We start from the raw sequence: 19,284 nt of genomic DNA, 5'->3' as shown, positions 1-19,284 counted from the left end.
ATCTCGAACCAAGAAGCTAAGCTTTTCATGGCCGATGATACTCTCCCTTACTGGGATGCTGGAAAAGTAGGTTGCTGCGAGCTTTGTTTTTATTCTTTATATCTTATATTTATTAATCTGTAGTTTTAGTATTTATTTGTTTTTACCTTAATAGATGAAATGGTATAAATCGCTTTTTACTTTATATCTTTTAACTAATTTATTAATTCTTGGATATTTTATTATTATAAGTTGTTAAGTTTAGATGTTTTAGTGTTTTTACAAAAATACTGCTATATTTGTAGTATTTTTTGGTAAGTACTTTGCATATGATTTATATGTTTCATTTAAACCTTTATGACCAAGTATTTTGCAGCTAACTCAAAGCAACTCATCTTTTTAGAAAATATAATGCTTGCAAATGATGTCTTGTTTTATATAATGCAAATTCAATCCTAATGATAGATACTATGAGACAAGAAGTTACTCTTATGATTGTGATAGTAAAGGATTTATGAGTGGTGAAAGATTTTTTAGAAGCAATGATAATCTTAGAACTTTCCATGTAAAAGAAGAGTATTACTATAAAAAAGTAAAAATACCAAAAACTTGTTGAAGTTATAAGTAAAGCAAGAGTAGTATAAATGATCTAGCCATAGGGGGATTGCATCCCCACTTTCGTGGGGCAAGGCTAGTAAGCCTTGACAACGATTATACAAAGTTGTATAATTACGATGAATGCAAATGACATATATCGATATCTTCTCTCTATGGAGATAGAAAATTTGCCGTAGGGGTACCACCCTATGGCATAATCCCCATAATATAATTATATTATTATCTACTAATTTTTCTTAAACTCTATCTTTTTAATAATTGAAGGATAAATAATATGGATGAAAACATAAACCAAGATATTAAAAAATTACCACTTGATAGAATTTTAATTAACAATGGATACTATTATGATAAAGAAAAAACATCTCAAAACTACAAAGTAGTCAAAAACGATAATGAAAATAAAATTATCATATCTCAAACTAAAAGCGGCAATTATCTATATTTTAATAAAACTGCTAACAATAACTAATCTGCTTTGAATTGTATAATAAATCTGATAAAATAAATATTATTGATAATAAATTTAATGTTTATAATTAGAAAAGTATAAAAATAATAATGATTTTTATCAGCATAAAGTTATTTAAAAAGATTGTTTTATTTTTTATTTGAATATCAATTCATATAAGTCTTAAATTTATAGCTACATCAAAGACTTAAATTTACAATACAATAAAATAATTTATATAAATATAATATTAAATAAATTAATTAATATATTTTTCTAATCTCGTTTTTTTTTTTTTGATATCCTGCTGATTGCAAATCTAATTTAGGAATTTAATTAAATGAAAAATATTGTTTTATTAGGTGGTAGTAACTCTGTAATGGTAAATGGCTTGCAAAAAGGGTTAAAAGAGTATGCAAATGTGACAAATTTAGCTTTAGGTGCAACAACCAGCATTCAAAATCTATATGAGATATATAGGCCAAAAAATCAAGAAGCTATACAGAATGCCGATTTAATAATAACTGAATCTGTAATTAATGAACTTATTGGTCATAATCATCCAAAGGAAAATTTATCTTTAGATATAATATTTAAAAATTTGCAATATTTATATGCAACTCTGTATGAGTTTAAAAAGCCAGTTTGTATATTATTGTTGCCATATAGGTCTAAAAATTTTCAAATAGTTATCAATATGCATAGATATTTAGCTAATTATTATGGTTTGAATATTGTTGATATGCAAAGCTACTATCAAAACAATGAAATAATCCAGTTTGGAAATAAATTTGGCCCTCATCAGTTATCAGTAGTAAGTAGAAATCTTGGTAAAGAGATTGCTAAAAATGTTGATTGTTTTAAAGTTTCAAATAAAAATTTAGATATTAATCTACCTGAATTTAAAATCTTAACGCCAGACAATATGCAAAGAAATGGTAATTTTAAAATATTTAATCCTAGCAACTCGATGTATAACGAAATTGTTTATCGTTTAGAACAAGGAAATAGTTTAGCAATTAATAATTGCGATGGATATGAAATTATTGGAATGCATAGCTGGAATTTAGAAAATAATGGAGAGATTACAAAGCCAAATTCTGGTATTTTTGCTGCTGAGCATTGCGGCTCAATTCATTTAAAAAATATAAATGAAAATATTGTTAAGTCAACTACAAAATCGAATATATTTTGTGAAATTCAAGCTGAGCTGATAATTGATAGCAGTCTTATAATTAAATTTAATGATGAAAAATTGCCAAGCACTGAATTTTATTATGGGGCACATAGTTGGCTTCCAAATTCAATATCTCTCCCATATTTCGACCTAATTGCCTTTTTCTTATGCAAACCAAACCCAAAGATGAAGCTGTTTGATTTGAGTGTTATTCCGACCGATATAGATATAGAGATTGATAAAGATATAGATCGCTCTTATTTGATACCAAATATAGTATTTTTCAAAGATTCTATGGAGTTTATAGATGAGTATATTAGTCATCTTTACCCAAATATTGTTAAACATATTGATAGTGTTCTAACACCGCAAATTATTAAAAAAACTGAGGCTCAAATCTTATCACAATTAAACAAAAATACGCCACAAATTCAGCTATCGCTAGAAGCAGAAAATAAAATTCTAAAAGATAAAATCAAAGAGTTAGAAACTAACTACCCAAATATTGTTAAACATATTGATAGTGTTCTAACACCGCAAATTATTAAAAAAACTGAGGCTCAAATCTTATCACAATTAAACAAAAATACGCCACAAATTCAGCCATCTATGCAGCTATCGCTAGAAGCAGAAAATAAAATTCTAAAAGATAAAATCAAAGAGTTAGAAACTAGCTACCAAAAAGCCATAAAAGTTAAAAATCACCTAAGCTATAAACTAGGTCAGGCTCTAATAAAAGCTAATAAAAACTGGTATAAAGGTGGATATATTAAATTTATATTTGAAGCTATGAAAATTAAAAAAGAACATAAAAATAAAGATAAATCTAATATATAAAATAAATTTAGAAAATATGTTTTATCATGCAAGGCTTACAATGACAAATTTGGCGTAGTTTTTATTATTGCAAGCTAAATTTTTAAAAATTTCACCAAATTTGTTCTAAATTTCTATTAACTAAAATCAAATTCACTTAAATCTTTATCGCATATTAAATTTATTTTATGTTTTGTTTTTTTATGTTAGAATGTAAAGATCCAAAATAAATATATTTAAATTGAAAAAAAAAGGGGGGGGGTACGATGAATTCTAAAGTTTCAAAAATCATTATTTTAGCATGTACTTGCTCATCTCTATCAGCGAATCAGTTTTGGGCTAGTGGCGTGAGTATAAATAGTGGTTGGAGTGCGTATTTGCAGCACCCAAATCAATGCTGGGGCGCCGTAGCTGGTAACACTCTTGGCTGGTGGCAACAAAATGTAGGCATTGATCTAAATTTAAAAGAAGGCGCACCGCAAGGTAATGAAGCTATCACGGATTGGTTTTATCAGAAATATCCACATATTCAAGGCGGATTACAGCCGTATCGTGGGATGATCTATTATCTTGAAGAGTTTTCGCCAAATGTCAAAATCTACGAAAATAACAACAACCCAACATATTTAGAAAGAGAGTATGGCCCAACCAAGATTAGTGGAGCGCCATTTTGGACTGAGAGATATAACTATCAAAGTGAAGGTATCACAAAATCTTTGATAGAAAACTTCCAAACAGGCAAGGTCGTAGCTGCACTTACTGATGATACTCACACGGTTACGCTTTGGGGGATTGAAGTCGATGAGAAAACTGGCAAGATCAAAAAAGGCTATGTGAGCGACTCTGTCAAAGATAAGGCTGGCCAACTCACTTTAAGAGAGGTTATAGGCAACTACGCCCCTGATAATAAGGGCAATGAAACTTTCCGCTTTCTTTATAGCTATTATGTATCTAGCACTAATACTTATGTTACGGATCTTTATGAGATTTATAGTATTACATATCTAAGCATAGATGAAGCTAGAAATAACGGCACATATGTAGATAGCTCTAATAGAAAAGATTGCTTATTGAGCGTTTTACCTGGTAGTGAGTGGGCTTGCGGAATTTCAACTAATGAAGGCAATCAAGGCTCAAGTAGCACCGAAAATTCAGGAAATTCAAATAATCAAGGCTCTACTGGTAACCAAAACACAAATCAAGGTAATACCGGTAGTGGTAGCACAGCTCCAGAAAATGGTAACAACAACACCGGAAATTCTAATAACCAGGGCTCAAATAATAACGGCAATCAAAATTCCAACAATCAAGGCTCAAATAACACCGAAAATTCAGGAAATACTGAAAATTCAGGTAGCCAAAATAGCGGTAACCAAAGCAATAACGGAAATTCAAGCAACACTGGAAATTCAGGAAATTCAAATAATCAAGGCTCTACTGGTAACCAAAACACAAATCAAGGTAATACCGGTAGTGGTAGCACAGCTCCAGAAAATGGTAACAACAACACCGGAAATTCTAATAACCAAGGCTCAAATAATAACGGCAATCAAAATTCCAACAATCAAGGCTCAAGCAACACCGAAAATTCTGAAAATACTGAAAATTCAGGTAGCCAAAATAGCGGTAACCAAAGCAATAACGGAAATTCAAGCAACACTGGAAATTCAGGAAATTCAAATAATCAAGGCGGTGTCTCTAGCGAAAATGGCGCAAATTTAATTACTCAATCTGTCCAAAATGAGGTAAATAAACATAGCGAGCTTAATCTAGCCTTAGAAACAATAGGTAATACAACCCTATACAAAATCCAAAAAAACGGCAAAGATATAGCCTTATATAACCCAAATTTAAGCGCTCCGCTTGTGCTAAATAGAGGCTTGGTTAATTACAAAATTACAAAAAATGATAATGGTGGCATAGAGATAACCAAATCTACAAACCAAGCAGCTCTAAAAGAAGCCAACGACGCTTCTAAGCTAAGTATGGATATAAACTACGCCGACATCAATAACCTAAATAAAAGGATGGGTGAGTTAAGAGGTATTAACGCAACCGCTGGTAGCTGGGCTAGGATTTTGGGTGGACAGGGCAGTAGTGATGGATTTGAAAATAAATTTACCCATGTTCAAGCTGGTTTTGATAAACAAAGTCAAATTTCAAGCGGATCTATCTTTAGCGGTATTACAGTAACTCACACAAGTAGCGATATAGATGGTGATAACGCAAAAGGCGATGTCAAAACAATCGGCGGTGGATTTTATATCTCTGGAGTATTTGATAATGGCTGGTATGTGGATGCCATCGCAAAATACACAAGAAATAACCATAAAATGGATTATAACTTCCCAAATATGAGTTTGAGCTTTTTGGATACAGATTATAATACAAACTCGCTTTATTTGGGTGGAGAATTTGGATATAGATTTGATTTTAATAATTTTTATATCGAGCCTCAAGCCGAGTTTGTCTATCTCAACACTAGCGGTGCAACTATAAATAGCAATGGGTTTGAAATGGAGATTAAAGACTCTGATTTGCTAGTTGGTAGGGCTGGATTTAACTTTGCTAGAGAGGTTTGGCTAGGCAAGATTAGAGCTTATGCGCTTGGTGGGCTTAGCTATCAATGGGAGATGGTGAAAAATGCTGAAATCCTAATAGATGGCGATAGCGCCAAAAACAATGATAAAGACTCTAGAATGCTTATGAATTTGGGTCTAAATATGGTAGCTAGTGAGAATTTAAGAATTGGCTTAACTTTAGAAAAATCTGCATTTGGTGATTATGATACAGACTTAGCTGTAAACTTAAATGCTAGATATTCATTTTAAGCTGGGTAGAGTGAGATATTTTTAAATTTTTATTTAGTGTTAAATTTATTTTGCTAGACTTATACGCAAATTTAAATTGGAGGAAAAATGAGTCTATATAATAGAAATCTCTCATCGCAACAAAATGAGTTTAGTCGCACTTATGAGAGTGAGCAATCTTTTAGCGCTAGAGCGACTTTTGTCAAGCAAACTTATCAGCTTCTTAGTGCTTCGCTTCTAGCGGCAACTGTGGGTGCATATATCGGCGTTGATTATGTCAAAAGCTTTAGTTGGATGCTTTTAATCCTTGAGCTTGGAATGCTTTTTGGGCTATTTTTTACACGCAAAAATCCAACTCTAGCTCTATTTTTGCTATTTGGATTTACCTTTGTAAGCGGTCTTACTCTTGGCCCAGTGCTTAATACCTATATCGGTGCTGGTATGGGGCATATCATCACTCAAGCATTTTTGATGACTACTGTGGCTTTTGGTGGGTTAACAATTTTTGCTTTTAATACTAAGCGTGATTTTTCATCAATGGGTAAAATGCTATTTATCACACTAATTGTAATTGTCGTAGCTGGGCTTTTAAATTTATTTTTCCAAAGCACAATGTTAGCTACTATCATTTCAGCAGTTGGTGCGATACTATTTAGTGCTTATATCTTATATGATACTCAAATGATTTTGCGTGGCGGATATGATAGCCCTGTGCTTGCTGCAGTTTCGTTGTATCTTGATATTTTAAATTTATTTATCTCTCTTCTTAATCTTCTTGGTATATTTAACCGAGAATAATCAGAGCCACCGCTGTGGTGGCTTAACTAAATTTTTAACTTTTTTTGCTATAATCACGAGCTAATTACACCAATCAAAGGATACTCGTGAGTTCAATTCTTCTTATTATACAAGTTTTGCTAGCAGTGATTTTGACTATTGTCATATTACTACAAAAGAGTGCTTCTATGGGTCTTGGAGCTTATAGCGGAAGTAATGAGAGTCTATTTGGCGCTAAGGGTCCAGCTGGATTTTTAGCTAAATTTACATTTTTTATGGGGTTTTTGTTTGTTGTTAATACCATAGCCCTTGGATATACATATAATCAATCTTTGCGTGATTCTGTAGTTGATAGTGCTAAATTTGACTCAATCCAAGCACCGCAAGCCCCAAATACCAACATAATACCTGCAGCACCAGCGGCACCAACAGCTGAAAATAACACAACAGCCAACTAAAAGGATAGATATGCTAAATGAAATTTACAACAACCAAAAACTACACAACGACAAAGCGCTAGAGGCTCTAAAGCGTGATTTTGCAACACTTCGCACAGGTAAGGTAAGTATTAATATCTTAGATCATGTACATGTAGATTACTATGGAAGCTCTACTCCATTAAATCAAGTTGCCACCGTTTTGGCTACTGATGCTAGCACAATTACCATTACTCCATGGGAAAAATCTATGCTAAAAACTATCACTGCGGCGATCCAAGCGGCAAATATAGGCGTAAATCCAAATAACGATGGCGAGAGTGTTAAGCTATTTTTCCCCCCTATGACAACTGAAGATCGTCAAAAAAATGCCAAAGAGGCAAAAGCTATGGGCGAAAAAGCAAAAGTAGCTATTAGAAACATTCGCAAAGATGCTAATGATGATATCAAAAAAATAGAAAAAGATAAAACTCTAAGCGAAGATGAGATCAAAAAAGGCTATGATGAGGTACAAAAAATTACCGATAATTATATCACCAAAGTAGATCAAATAGTAAAAGATAAAGAAGCTGAACTTTTAAAGGTTTGATATGAATTTAGAACAAATTTACAAAGATGCTGGAGCATATTTAGAGGGACATTTTTTACTAAGTAGTGGTAACCACTCACAATTTTATTTGCAGAGTGCAAAGGTTTTAGAAGATCCGATTTTAACAGGCGTTTTGTGCGATAAGTTATTTGCTAAAATTGCTGAGGCTGGGGTTGAATTTGATAGTGTTTGTTCGCCTGCGCTTGGTGGAATTTTGGCCGGATATGAGCTAGCTAGAGCTGGTAAAAAAAGATTTATTTTTACTGAAAGGGTAGATAGCGTGATGAGCCTTAGACGTGGATTTAGCGTAAAAGAGGGCGAGAGATTTATAATATGCGAAGATATAATAACTACTGGAGGCTCAGCCTTAGAAAGTGCTAAGATTATTGAGAGTTTAGGTGGCGTTGTAGTAGGGTTTGCGGCGCTTGCAAATCGAGGATTTTGCTCTGTTAGTGGATTAAATAATGAGAGAAAAGATAGCTGTAAGCTCCCAGCTGATAAACCGCTTTTTGCTCTTGGGAATTTCGAATTTGAAATTTATCCGCCAGAGTCTTGTCCATTGTGTAAAAATGGCTCAAAAGCATTCAAGCCTGGGAGCCGTGGCAACGCATGAGTAAGGCAGTAGCCGCAAATATTTTTAGCAGGGTAAAGGCATTTATTATGGATATGTTCTTTATCGCTGCCCCTCTTTTGTATATAATGACTTATGTAGTTTTAAGCGGCAAAGATGAATTTCAAAGTAATCAGTTGGCTATATTTTTGGTTTGGCTAGTTTTTGGGCTGATACAATCTCTATTTTTTGCTTTTAAGGCTCAAAGTCCTGGGTATAAGGCACAAGGGATCTACCTAGTTGGCCTAAATGGCAAAAAGGCTAATTTGCTTATTTATATTCTTAGATACTTTTTCTTTATAACTACCTTTATTATAGGGGGATCATTTTTTTGCTTTTTTAGAAAGGATAAGCGAAATTTACATGATCTTTTAGCCGGGACAATCGTTGTACAAAAAGGCTAAATTTAGATATTAAGAGTTTATTTATCTTAATTTTGATATTATTGCATTTACAAATTTAATTAAGGATTTAATATGTCAGTAACTTTCAAAGGTACAGCAGTAGAATTAGAAGGAAATGTTGTAAATGTAGGCCAAAGAGCACCAGAAGTTGATCTAGTAGCTAAGGATCTATCTAGCCTAAAAGTAGGCGGTGCAAGTGGAAAATTCCAAGTCCTAATAGTAGTCCCAAGCCTAGATACAGGAGTTTGTGCGACTGAAGCTAGAACATTTAACCAAAAAGTAGCTAGCAAAAGCAATGTTGAAGCTACGGTTATATCGCTAGATCTTCCATTTGCTATGGGAAGATTTTGCTCGACTGAAGGAATCGAAAATTTAAGAGTGGCTAGTGATTTTAGAGGTGCTAAATTCGGTAAAGAGTATGGTGTTTTGCTAGCTAGTAGTCCGCTTGCTGGATTGCTAACTCGTGCTATTTTCGTAATTGATCCAAATGGTGTTGTAGTTTATAAAGAGCTAGTTAGCGAAATCACAACTGAGCCAAACTACGACGCAGCATTGAAAGCTATCGGCGGTGGTTGCGGTTGCGGCTGCTCTCACTAACTGAATTTTAGCGTTATTATATCACGCTTTTTAGCGAAATTTGGAGCCATAATCGCTTTTGAATTTCGCTAATCTATCGCTATTTCAATCCATTTTCTACTATTTAGCTATTTAAAGATTTTTATTATTGTATAATTTCACTCAACCATCATAGATAGAAGGAAAAATATGAATTTAAGCCTTAAATTTAGACCGACAAAAATCAGCCAAATGGTAGGTCAAGATGATATTAGAGAAATTTTTACGAAATTTATAGAGAATAAAAATATACCACATAGCTTGTTTTACGGCACAGCCGGAAGTGGAAAAACTACGATGGCTAAGATCATTGCTAAGGAGATGGATTATGAATTTTTCGAGCTTGATGGGGCGAATTTAAAAAGCGAAGAAGTCCGTAAAATCATAGCTAAATTTGATGGTTCACTATATTTGCCACTTATATTTATCGATGAATTTCATCGCCTTAGCAAGACTCAACAAGAGACGCTTTTAATCCCAATGGAAGATAAAAAATGTATTATAATTGGCGCCACCACCGAAAATCCCAAATTCTCTGTAAGTAGCGGAATCCGCTCTAGGATGATGATATTTGAGTTTAAACCGCTATCATATAGAGATTTGGAGCTTTTATTAACTGATATTCAAAAGAGTGTATATTTTGAGATTGATGAGAGTGCTAAGGATTATCTCATTAGCTCTAGTGGTGGCGATGCTAGAAGTATGCTAAATTTACTAGAATACGCTCTAAGTGTGGATAAAAATATAAATTTAAAGATTTTAAAAACCTTAAGATGCTCTAGCTTTAGCGAAGGTAGCAGCAGTAAAGATACTCATTATAACCTAATAAGTGCGATGATAAAGAGCCTAAGGGGTAGTGATATCGATGCGGCGATATACTACCTAGCAAGACTCATAGCAGCTGAGGAGGAGCCTGAATTTTTGGCTAGAAGGATGGTGATTTTTGCTAGTGAGGATATAGGCAATGCCAATCCAAATGCCCTAAATGTAGCCACAAATACCATGCTAGCAGTATCAAAAATAGGCTATCCAGAAGCTAGAATTATCCTAAGTCAATGTGCCGTCTATCTAGCTAGCTCGCCTAAATCCAACTCTAGTTACAAGGCTATAAATTTCGCACTTGATTATATAGCTAAAAATCCAGCCTTACCAGTGCCACCATATCTTATTAATACAGATGAGGCCAAAAAAGACTATCTATATCCGCATGATTTTGGTGGATGGGTAGAGCAAAAATATATGCAAAAAGATATTAAATTCTATTATAGCAACTCTATTGGATTTGAAAAAACTCTAGATGATTGGATAGAAAAAATCAAATTTAAAAACTAGTTTATAGTGAGGCTAATAGGGTATTTTTAATCTTAATTTAAGTATTGATTATGATTAAATTTGCTAGAATAGCCGCTTTATAAATTTCATAATTAATAAAATAAAAATAGGGGGGTGTAGTGCGAGAAGTGTTTTATATAGCTGGATTTGATCCTAGAAGCCCAAAATACTACTACTCCATCTTTAAAAACAATATCCATAAAACAAGCGCAATAGAACAAAATGAGCTAAATATAAGCAAATTCCAAATAGATGATTCACCATATTTTAATGTCGATTATAAGGGCGTTAAAACCAAATATAATTTTCTCATTTGGAATGATATAGTAAAAGAGCATTTCTGTAAAAGATTTTTTGAAGTTTTTGGGGCTTTATTTGTGGCGCTCTTTAATTACCCTATATCCGGCGCTGTCTATATGGTAGCTAGATACTCACGCACTCAATTGATTGCTGGATATTATCCTATAGTTTTTATATTGTTATCATATTGTTTGACGGGATTTTTTTGTTACGGGCTTAGCTATTTTATCCAAAATTATATTTTGTGGATTATTTGTTCTATTTTGCTCTTTTATCTAGCTACTAAAGGGATATTTTATCTAGGAATGAATGCGGGGATGTTTTGGCTACTTAGCATTTATAGATTTTGTTATAAATATGCTAGAAGCGAGATTAAAGGTGCAGATGAGAGAAATGAGAGCTTTGCTAATGAGATTATAAAAAGCTTAAAAAATAACCAAAATACCAATGACGAAGTGATGATAGTAGCACATAGCGTTGGGGCGATTATAGCTATTAGTAGCGTGGCAAGAGTGATAGAAAAAAGCAAGATTGAAGGGCTAAATATATCAAATTTAAAGCTTGTTTTAATAGGCGGATGTATCCCGCTTGTATCATTTCATAAATACGCAGATAAATTTAAAAAAGAGCTTGAGATAGTAGCAAATTCTGGCATCACCTGGCTGGATTTTAGCTCTAAGATTGATGGAGCGTGCTTTTTTAAGGTAGATTATATCAAGCTTTTAAGACAAAATGCTAAATCACCAAAGCTAATATCAGTTGGATTTTTTAAAATTTATGATAAAAAAACATACAAAAATATAAGATATAAGTGGTATCAAGTTCATTTTTTGTATCTTAAAGCAACTCAAATTCGTGGCGGGTATGATTATTTTTATCTAACCATAGACCCAGATAAACTTGAAGATAAGAAATTTTAAGGAGTCAATTATGGGAGTTTGTCCATTTCACCCAAAACCGCATAGTAGCAAAGCTGGGCTAATAACGACATTTTTGCTCAAGCGCAGATCGTGGCTAGATGGTTTATATGAAAAAAGCTATAAGATGAGAGCTGGCAGAGTTAAGATGCCTGGATTTGACCTTTTTGTAGTAAATGATCCTAAAGAAGTTCGTAAAATTATGGTAGATAATGTCAAGGAATTCCCAAAAAGCGATATGCTCCATGAGCTTTTAAAGCCCCTTTTGGGCGTTAGTATTTTTACTACTAATGGCGAGGTGTGGAAAAAGCAAAGAGAGCTTTTGCGGCCTAGCTTTGAGATGACTAGGATTAGTAAAGTTTTTGATCTGATGAGTAGTGCGGCTGCTGATATGATGGATAGATTTAGAAAATATCCTGATGGATCTATTATTGAGGTTGATGAGCATATGACCTTTGTAACTGCAGATGTAATATTTCGTACTATTATGAGTTCTAAGCTAGATGAGATAAAAGGCAAAGAGATATTGCATGCATTTGTAACATTTCAAGAAGAGACTGCTAGAACAGCTATTAGGAAGTTTTTTTGTGTGCCACAATGGCTTTCAAATATTCTTGGAGAAAATAAAAGAATGAAAGCTGGAGCTGTAATTAGAAAGAGTCTTTCAGATATCATTAAACCTAGATATGAAAATTATGAGAGCGATACATATTGTGATATTCTCTCATCGCTTTTACATACAGTAGATGCTAGTAGCGGGGAGCGTTTTAGTTTTGAAGAGATTTTAGATCAAGTATCAATGCTATTTTTAGCAGGCCATGAGACAACAGCAAGCTCTCTAACATGGACTCTATACTGTTTAAGCCTTGATCAAGACGCTCAGCAAAAAGCATATAATGAGATAATTAGCATTAATAAAGATGGCAAATTTAGCATTTCAGATATTAAAGAGATGAAGTATTTAACTAATGTCTTTAAAGAAGCTCTAAGACTATATCCGCCAGTTGGATTCTTTGCTCGTCAAAGTAAAGGCGAGGCTAAAATACGAGATAAGGTGCTGCAAAAAGGTTCAGGAGTTGTCGTTGCACCATGGCTAATTCATAGGCATGATGATTTTTGGGATGCTCCACATGAGTTTAGACCAGATAGACATAATGAAAATATTCCAAAAGAAAAATATATGCCATTTGGGTTAGGTGAGCGAATTTGTATCGGACAAGGCTTTGCTATGCAAGAGGCGATTATAATTTTAGCTAATATTTTACGCGAATTTAAGTTGGAGCTAAAAGATGGGTTTATCCCTGATGTTGTCGGTAGGCTCACAGTTCGCTCAGCCAATGGAATGATGATTAAGATGAGCAAAAGGTAGCAAGTTTGAGATTTAAAGAGAAGTTAGCTGGGACGGCGCTTTTATGCGTACTTGTCCCACTAGCTGTAGTGGGTTATATCTATATTGCTATTGTAGGGACTTTTGGTAATCCAGCTCGTGCTAGACAGGCAGTTAGAGCGCTTGATCACTTTGTCAATGCAGCTGTATTTAATGGATATGCATGGGAGTCAGTTTCTAGTCACGCATGGAGAATGCGTCATAAAAGATGGGCTAAAATTGTTATTTTCATCACCGATAAATTTCAAAAAAACCACTGCCAAAGAGCCAATAAAAGAGAGCAACCAATTATAGATCTGATGCTTAGCAGGAGGCTAAATGAACAGACAATAGGTATAAAGAAAAAATAATAACAATTTAATTTGGATATGTAAATATTTAAAAACATAATTTTAAGCTCTTTATTACTTGATTTTAAGTAAAATTTAGCACTTAGTATTTGGAATTTGAAAGATTAAAAAATGAAAAAAATATTATCAATTTTGACTATTTTTGCTACTGCAGCAATAGCAATTGCACCTGTTAGTTCTATAAATTCAGTCAATTCAGCTACGGTAAATTCTCAAGCTCAAATTGCAAACTCGCAATCTCAAGCTGCGCTAATCCCACAAGATGCCAATCTCACTATAAGTGCCACAGAGCCAATTCAAATGGTTTTTGGTGAAAATTTATTTAATGGCAACTTTACAATGGTAAGCCAGCATATTTATAATCCTGATTATATTTTAGCTATTGGCGATATTGTAAATGTTAAGTTGTGGGGCGCATATGAGTTTGAACAGCAGCTTACTATCGATTCACAAGGCAATATATTTTTACCAAAAGTTGGGGTTATTAAGCTTCTTGGTGTGAAAAATTCAAATTTAGTTAATGTAATTTCAAAAAGTGTAAAAAAAGTATTTAAAGAGAATGTGCATGTATATGCTGATATGGGAATTTATCAAAATGTATCTATATTTGTTACTGGTAATGTAAATAAGCCAGGCCTTTATCAAGGGCTTAGTTCAGATTCTCTTATACAGTTTATAGATAAAGCTGGCGGTATAAATCCACAATATGGAAGCTTTCGCAATATTACTGTAGTGCGAAATAACCAGCCATATAAGAGTATAGATCTGTATGATTTTATGGTTGATGGCAAGATTGAGATGTTTGCTTTAAAAAATGGCGATGTGATCTTGGTTGGTAGTGTGGGAGCATATATGAGTGCTAGTGGCGAAGTGCTACGCTCATATAGATTTGAGGCTAAAAATAACTCAATGAGCCTAAAAGAGCTAGCAAGACTAGCAGGAATTAAGCCAGTAGTAACCCAAGCTATAGTAAAAAGCTATAATAATAGCCAAATTCAAATTACTAGTTATCCTTTAACAAAATTTGATTCTGTGAAGTTAAGGGCTGGAGATGCTGTGGAGTTTATGACTGACCATGCTGCAACTGAAGTGCGTATAAATATAGATGGCGAACATAGCGGAGCTCGTGCGATTGTTGTACCTAAAGGGACTACGCTTGGCGAGCTTATGGAAAAGATTGGATTTAATGCGCAGTCTAATGTAGATGCTATTCAACTTTTTAGAAAAAGTGTAGCAAAAATGCAAAAAAATCTTATAGATTCACATCTAAGGGAGCTAGAGTCTATCGCTCTTACGACATCATCAGCTACTACGCAAGAAGCTCAAATCAGAGCTGCTGAAGCTAAATCTATTTTGGAGTTTATAGAACGCGCTAGGCAGGTTGAACCAAAAGGTCAAGTAGTAATTAGCAATAAAGATGATATAAATCAGATTGTTTTGCAAGAAGATGATACGATATATATCCCAACTAAGGATAACATAGTAATTGTCCAAGGCGAAGTCTCTATGCCAGGGGCGTTTACTCATGTGGCTGATTCTGATATAGAAGATTATATCGAGATGGCCGGAGATCTAAGTGCTAGAGCCGATAGTAGTAGAGTTATCCTAGTATCAGCTAATGGCAAAGCTGGTAAATTTAGAGCTTCAAGTGGCGAGAATGTCTATCCTGGAGATTCAATTTTGGTATTACCAAAAGTCGAGGGTAAAACTCTTCAAGCTACAAGTATCTTAACTCAAATTTTATATCAACTAGCAATCGCTGCTAAGGTTGTGGTAGATTTATAATAGCAATTAGATAAACAGATTTTGTTTATCTAATGCTTAAAGTTATATTCTAACTAATCTATCGACTATTGCTCTCTTAACTTTATAAGCGTATCATTTAAAATTGTAGAACTGGTGCCTTTGGTATATGGAAAATAGACAATCCGAACGTCAACTTCATTAAATTTAGCCTCCATCTCTTTCCAACTTGGAGCATTAAACCAATCATCACCAACAAAAAGAACATCAAAATGTAGCTTCTCCCACATTTTAAACTTATCTAGTTCCTCTTGTGGTATTGCAGCATCTACATATTTTATATTTCTTACTATCTCTATTCTTTCTTCAAATGGTATTACTGAATCGCTTGCACTTTTACCCCAAGCAAATACTCCATGACTTCTTACTAAAACACCTGGAATTACCATATAATCTATATTAGTAAAGGTTTCTATTATCGCTTTTCCAGTATTTTTCTCATAATTTTCTATTGCTTCTACTTCATTTAAATGACGAGCAATAGGAATGGAGTCGTAAAAATAATCAGCATGTGTAGTACTAAAGCTTTTATCTCGCAACCAGCTTGAGCAAATGAGATGCATAGTTAGAATGAGTATGTGTAATACCTTTCATATTGGGAAATGCTTTATATAGTTCTAGATGGATTGGAGTATCAGAAGATGAATTATATTTTCCTTCAATTTTATTTCCATCTAAATCCAAAACAACCATATCATTAACTTTCATTTTATCATATTCTACGCCAGACGGCTTAATAACAATGCAATCTCCATCTCTGGCTGACACATTGCCCCAAGCAAATATCACAAGATTATATTTAACAAGATCTAGATTCGCTCTAAAAACTTGTTCTTTTAGCTCTTTAAACATCTAATTCCTTTTTTATTTTAAAAGTATTTTCTAAGCTAATATTTATGTCATATAGTGGACTCCATCCTATATCAATCAGCTTTTGAGCTGATAAAACGGAATCTGCTTGTTTAGAATATCCTTTTTGTTTTATCTCATCTGGTAATTCAAATTTAAGATTTACCTTGGCTATATTTGCTAAGATTTGAGCATATTGAGCTATTGTGGCTATTGAATTTGTATTAGCTATATTGTAAACTTCAGATTTTACACCATTTAATAATATAAAAAGCAAAGCACTAACTGCATCAGCTACATAAGCGATAATATTTAGAAAATATCATAGGATTATCATAAAAATATTTTAGATATTGTTTTAACCTAGATGGGACTAGGCTATTGATTTTACCGCCGTAATTAATAGTGCTATCTTTTCTTATTGTGTAGTTATAGAGCTTTTTAGGCAGGATGCTAATTTTATTAGCCTTAGCAAACAATACAATCCCAAAATAGTTATCCTCGCCGTGGATATCTAAAAATCTTAAATTTATATTTTTTAGATAATTAACATCTATCATCACCCAGCAACCACTAGCAAAGCTATGTAAATTCATATTTTGGCTTAATTCTAACCACTCTTTATTTGAGATGATAGTTTTGTTTTGTAGATTATAGCTTTCAATACTAGTTGGAAATATTTATATTAATTATTATGGAATATTATTTTTTATAATAATTTTTTTATATTTATTTAAAATAAATTTCGATATAATTTCGAATTAGTTAATCATTTTTAGGTTTGGTAAGAAATATGAGCGATAAAAGCGTCGGCGTGATAGTGCCTATTTATAATACTAGTCAATACCTAGATAAATGCCTAAATTCTATATCTTCACAAGCTTATAAAAATATCAAAATATTTCTCATAGACGATGGTAGCACAGATAAAAATGTAGATAAGATCATCCGATCTTACATCGCAACTGACGCAAGATTTACAACTACTAAAATACCAAATTCCGGTCAAGGTGTGGCTAGAAATTTAGGTATAGAGCATTTTTTAAACATAGATAAAACAGATTATATACTCTTTGTCGATTCTGATGACTATATAGATGAAAATTGCATAGAAGAATTGATAGCAAATGTTGGTGATTCTGACTTTATATGGTTTGATTTTAGATATAAATTTATCAATTCCAAACCGCATAATCACCCAACTAGTATTGAAAACTATAATCTTCAAGACAAAACCATCATCTCAAATAAAGAGTGGTTAGAATTAAACCAAAATATGAATTTACATAGCTTTGCTAGTGGCTGCTGGGTGATGATAGATGTTAATTATCTAAAAAATATAAATTTAAGATTTTTAGATATTCACGGCGAGGATAACTATTTTGGGATTGTATTGTTTGCTAAGGCTAATAAAATTAGCATCCTGCCTAAAAAGCTCTATAACTACACAATAAGAAAAGATAGCACTATTAATTACGGCGGTAAAATCAATAGCCTAGTCCCATCTAGGTTAAAACAATATCTAAAATATTTTTATGATAATCCTATGATATTTTCTAAATATTATCGCTGTGGCGGTGCTGCTGTTATGCTCTCATCTGCCATTAAGGATTTTAAAAACAATAAAAATACATATAAATTTTTAGAAAAAACCTTTTTAAATCGTTATTGTATGCTGACTTTGAATTTATCAAATTTCTCAAATGATCCGCTTGGGTATAAGAGATATCTACCTATAGCTAAAAAATACGCCAAAGAGCATAATATCGGAGCCTTCGCTCTAGTGCATTCTAGTGTGTATTACTGGATTGGCTTAATACTAATTAGCTCGAAAATTTCATTTTCACATTTTTTAAAAACCCCATTTTATATCTATCAAATTTTAAAAGACAAAACCTACACTAAAAAATATGAATTTGATATAGATAACTACTGGGATAAAGATTATGCATTAAGAGTGCTAAAACATAAATCTTATAAATTAGGAATTTTGATAAGTAAAATTTATTGATATATTGGAGCATAAATGTCACTACAAAAAAAGATTAATAAGCTAAAAAGAGAGCCAAAGCTATTTTTTAAAGATATGTTTTTAAAAAGATATATTCCATTAAAAAACAAAGTCAAATCCGCAACCCCAAAGAAAAAATATGGATATTGTAAATACGCTATTGTTTCTGCTATTTATAATGTAGAGAAGTATTTGGATGATTACTTTAAATCGATCATAAATCAAAGATTGGATTTTAAAAATAATATCCATATAATCTTAGTTGATGATGGCTCAATCGATAATAGCGCAAATATCATAAAAAAATATCAAAAAAAATATCCAAAAAACATAACATACATTTATAAAGAAAATGGCGGCCAAGCAAGTGCTAGAAATTTAGGGCTAAAACTACTCCAAGAAGACCCCAATCTAAAAGATAAATTTACTTGGGTTACATTTACTGATCCAGATGATTTTTTAGATAGGGATTATTTTTATGAAGTAGATGAGTTTTTGGCGAAGAATAGGGATGATAGCATCTCTATGATAGCTTGTAATCTTATTTTTTATTTTGAAAAGCATGAGGCTTATAAAGATACACATCCGCTAAAATTTAAATTTCAAGAAAATATAACTATATTGCCTAATTCAAATTTAAATAAAAACATTCAGCTTTCTGCTGCGACTGCTTTTGTAAATTTAAATACTATAAAAAATACAAAACAAATTAAACCAATTTTTAATGAAGAGATTTCAAATTTTGAAGATGGATATTTTTTAAATTTACTATTGATACAAAATTTAAATAAAAAAAGTGCTTTTTTAAAAAATGCAAAATACTATTATAGAAAAAGGGGAGATGGAAGCTCTACGCTAGATAACATAGAAGCCGCTTATAAAAAACAGCTAATCAAAAATGGATATCTACTACTACTACTACAAAACGAGGAGTTGCTTCAATCTATCCCAGTCTTTACCCAACAAACTATTTTATATGATTTGATTTGGTTTATTAAAGACAATATTAATAAAGATAATTTTAGTTTTTATTCTAATGAAGAAAAAGAAGA

Annotated in this window: 20 protein-coding genes; 16 read left to right on the top strand and 4 right to left on the bottom strand. The window is 32.6% G+C overall.

What is annotated here, in order from left to right:
• Positions 1 to 871 precede the first annotated feature (871 nt).
• The 14 genes from CIGNP85_RS08130 (at position 872) to CIGNP85_RS08065 (ending at position 15,354) form a co-directional block, all read left to right on the top strand.
• The gene (locus tag CIGNP85_RS08130) at positions 872 to 1,069 is read left to right on the top strand and encodes a hypothetical protein (protein ID WP_086229949.1); all 198 of its coding nucleotides are present in this window, start codon (positions 872 to 874) and stop codon (positions 1,067 to 1,069) included.
• 319 nt (positions 1,070 to 1,388) lie between these two features.
• Positions 1,389 to 3,062: a hypothetical protein gene (locus CIGNP85_RS08410; RefSeq protein WP_179187408.1), complete on the top strand. Its 1,674-nt coding sequence runs from the start codon at positions 1,389 to 1,391 to the stop codon at positions 3,060 to 3,062.
• A 245-nt stretch (positions 3,063 to 3,307) separates the two neighbouring features.
• Positions 3,308 to 5,872, top strand: coding sequence for an autotransporter outer membrane beta-barrel domain-containing protein (locus tag CIGNP85_RS08120; protein WP_086287832.1), 2,565 nt, complete (start codon positions 3,308 to 3,310; stop codon positions 5,870 to 5,872).
• A gap of 87 nt (positions 5,873 to 5,959) precedes the next feature.
• Positions 5,960 to 6,649 carry a Bax inhibitor-1/YccA family protein gene (locus tag CIGNP85_RS08115; protein WP_086225451.1) on the top strand — a complete coding sequence of 230 codons (690 nt, stop codon included), beginning with the start codon at positions 5,960 to 5,962 and terminating at the stop codon, positions 6,647 to 6,649.
• An 86-nt stretch (positions 6,650 to 6,735) separates the two neighbouring features.
• Complete coding sequence (secG, locus tag CIGNP85_RS08110) at positions 6,736 to 7,086, top strand: preprotein translocase subunit SecG (RefSeq protein WP_086225450.1); 351 nt, start codon at positions 6,736 to 6,738, stop codon at positions 7,084 to 7,086.
• A 10-nt stretch (positions 7,087 to 7,096) separates the two neighbouring features.
• A complete protein-coding gene (frr, locus tag CIGNP85_RS08105; RefSeq protein WP_086225449.1) occupies positions 7,097 to 7,654 on the top strand; it encodes a ribosome recycling factor in 558 nt (185 codons plus the stop codon).
• Position 7,655: 1 nt separating this feature from the next.
• A complete protein-coding gene (gene pyrE / locus CIGNP85_RS08100; protein WP_086225448.1) occupies positions 7,656 to 8,267 on the top strand; it encodes an orotate phosphoribosyltransferase in 612 nt (203 codons plus the stop codon).
• A complete protein-coding gene (locus tag CIGNP85_RS08095) occupies positions 8,264 to 8,668 on the top strand; it encodes an RDD family protein (RefSeq protein WP_086234116.1) in 405 nt (134 codons plus the stop codon). The genes pyrE and CIGNP85_RS08095 overlap by 4 nt, the downstream gene beginning before the upstream one ends.
• A 72-nt stretch (positions 8,669 to 8,740) precedes the next feature.
• A complete protein-coding gene (gene tpx / locus CIGNP85_RS08090) occupies positions 8,741 to 9,265 on the top strand; it encodes a thiol peroxidase (protein ID WP_086225446.1) in 525 nt (174 codons plus the stop codon).
• A gap of 168 nt (positions 9,266 to 9,433) precedes the next feature.
• Entirely contained in the window at positions 9,434 to 10,615 is a 1,182-nt protein-coding gene (locus CIGNP85_RS08085) for a replication-associated recombination protein A (RefSeq protein WP_086287830.1), read from the top strand.
• Positions 10,616 to 10,734: 119 nt separating this feature from the next.
• Complete coding sequence (locus CIGNP85_RS08080; protein ID WP_086287828.1) at positions 10,735 to 11,835, top strand: hypothetical protein; 1,101 nt, start codon at positions 10,735 to 10,737, stop codon at positions 11,833 to 11,835.
• 10 nt (positions 11,836 to 11,845) lie between these two features.
• Positions 11,846 to 13,201 carry a cytochrome P450 gene (locus CIGNP85_RS08075; protein ID WP_086287826.1) on the top strand — a complete coding sequence of 452 codons (1,356 nt, stop codon included), beginning with the start codon at positions 11,846 to 11,848 and terminating at the stop codon, positions 13,199 to 13,201.
• A gap of 5 nt (positions 13,202 to 13,206) precedes the next feature.
• Positions 13,207 to 13,569 (top strand): hypothetical protein, encoded by a 363-nt coding sequence (locus CIGNP85_RS08070; protein ID WP_086234121.1) that lies wholly within the window; start codon positions 13,207 to 13,209, stop codon positions 13,567 to 13,569.
• A gap of 111 nt (positions 13,570 to 13,680) precedes the next feature.
• Entirely contained in the window at positions 13,681 to 15,354 is a 1,674-nt protein-coding gene (locus tag CIGNP85_RS08065; protein ID WP_086282800.1) for a polysaccharide biosynthesis/export family protein, read from the top strand.
• Positions 15,355 to 15,419: 65 nt separating this feature from the next.
• Here the strand turns inward: CIGNP85_RS08065 and CIGNP85_RS08060 are convergent, their stop codons facing one another.
• From CIGNP85_RS08060 to CIGNP85_RS08045, 4 genes are read right to left on the bottom strand one after another with little or no spacing between them, the layout of a single operon-like run.
• Positions 15,420 to 15,911, bottom strand: coding sequence for a class II aldolase/adducin family protein (locus tag CIGNP85_RS08060; protein ID WP_201790157.1), 492 nt, complete (start codon positions 15,909 to 15,911; stop codon positions 15,420 to 15,422).
• Positions 15,901 to 16,224 carry a class II aldolase/adducin family protein gene (locus CIGNP85_RS08055; RefSeq protein WP_086287823.1) on the bottom strand — a complete coding sequence of 108 codons (324 nt, stop codon included), beginning with the start codon at positions 16,222 to 16,224 and terminating at the stop codon, positions 15,901 to 15,903. Before CIGNP85_RS08055 ends, CIGNP85_RS08060 begins: the two co-directional genes overlap by 11 nt.
• The gene (locus CIGNP85_RS08050; RefSeq protein WP_086287821.1) at positions 16,217 to 16,498 is read right to left on the bottom strand and encodes a hypothetical protein; all 282 of its coding nucleotides are present in this window, start codon (positions 16,496 to 16,498) and stop codon (positions 16,217 to 16,219) included. The genes CIGNP85_RS08055 and CIGNP85_RS08050 overlap by 8 nt, the downstream gene beginning before the upstream one ends.
• Positions 16,499 to 16,511: 13 nt before the next feature.
• Positions 16,512 to 16,817 (bottom strand): hypothetical protein, encoded by a 306-nt coding sequence (locus CIGNP85_RS08045; protein ID WP_086229962.1) that lies wholly within the window; start codon positions 16,815 to 16,817, stop codon positions 16,512 to 16,514.
• A 197-nt stretch (positions 16,818 to 17,014) separates the two neighbouring features.
• Here CIGNP85_RS08045 and CIGNP85_RS08040 point away from each other — a divergent pair, with 197 nt between their 5' ends.
• The gene (locus CIGNP85_RS08040; RefSeq protein WP_086287819.1) at positions 17,015 to 18,232 is read left to right on the top strand and encodes a glycosyltransferase family 2 protein; all 1,218 of its coding nucleotides are present in this window, start codon (positions 17,015 to 17,017) and stop codon (positions 18,230 to 18,232) included.
• A 15-nt stretch (positions 18,233 to 18,247) separates the two neighbouring features.
• A partial coding sequence (locus tag CIGNP85_RS08035) for a glycosyltransferase family A protein (RefSeq protein WP_141031753.1) occupies positions 18,248 to 19,284 on the top strand: 1,037 nt, incomplete at its 3' end.

It is taken from the genome of Campylobacter sp. P0085, assembly GCF_002139495.1.
In the GTDB taxonomy this organism is placed as follows: domain Bacteria; phylum Campylobacterota; class Campylobacteria; order Campylobacterales; family Campylobacteraceae; genus Campylobacter; species Campylobacter devanensis.
This window is presented reverse-complemented; position numbering and strand designations above follow the sequence as displayed.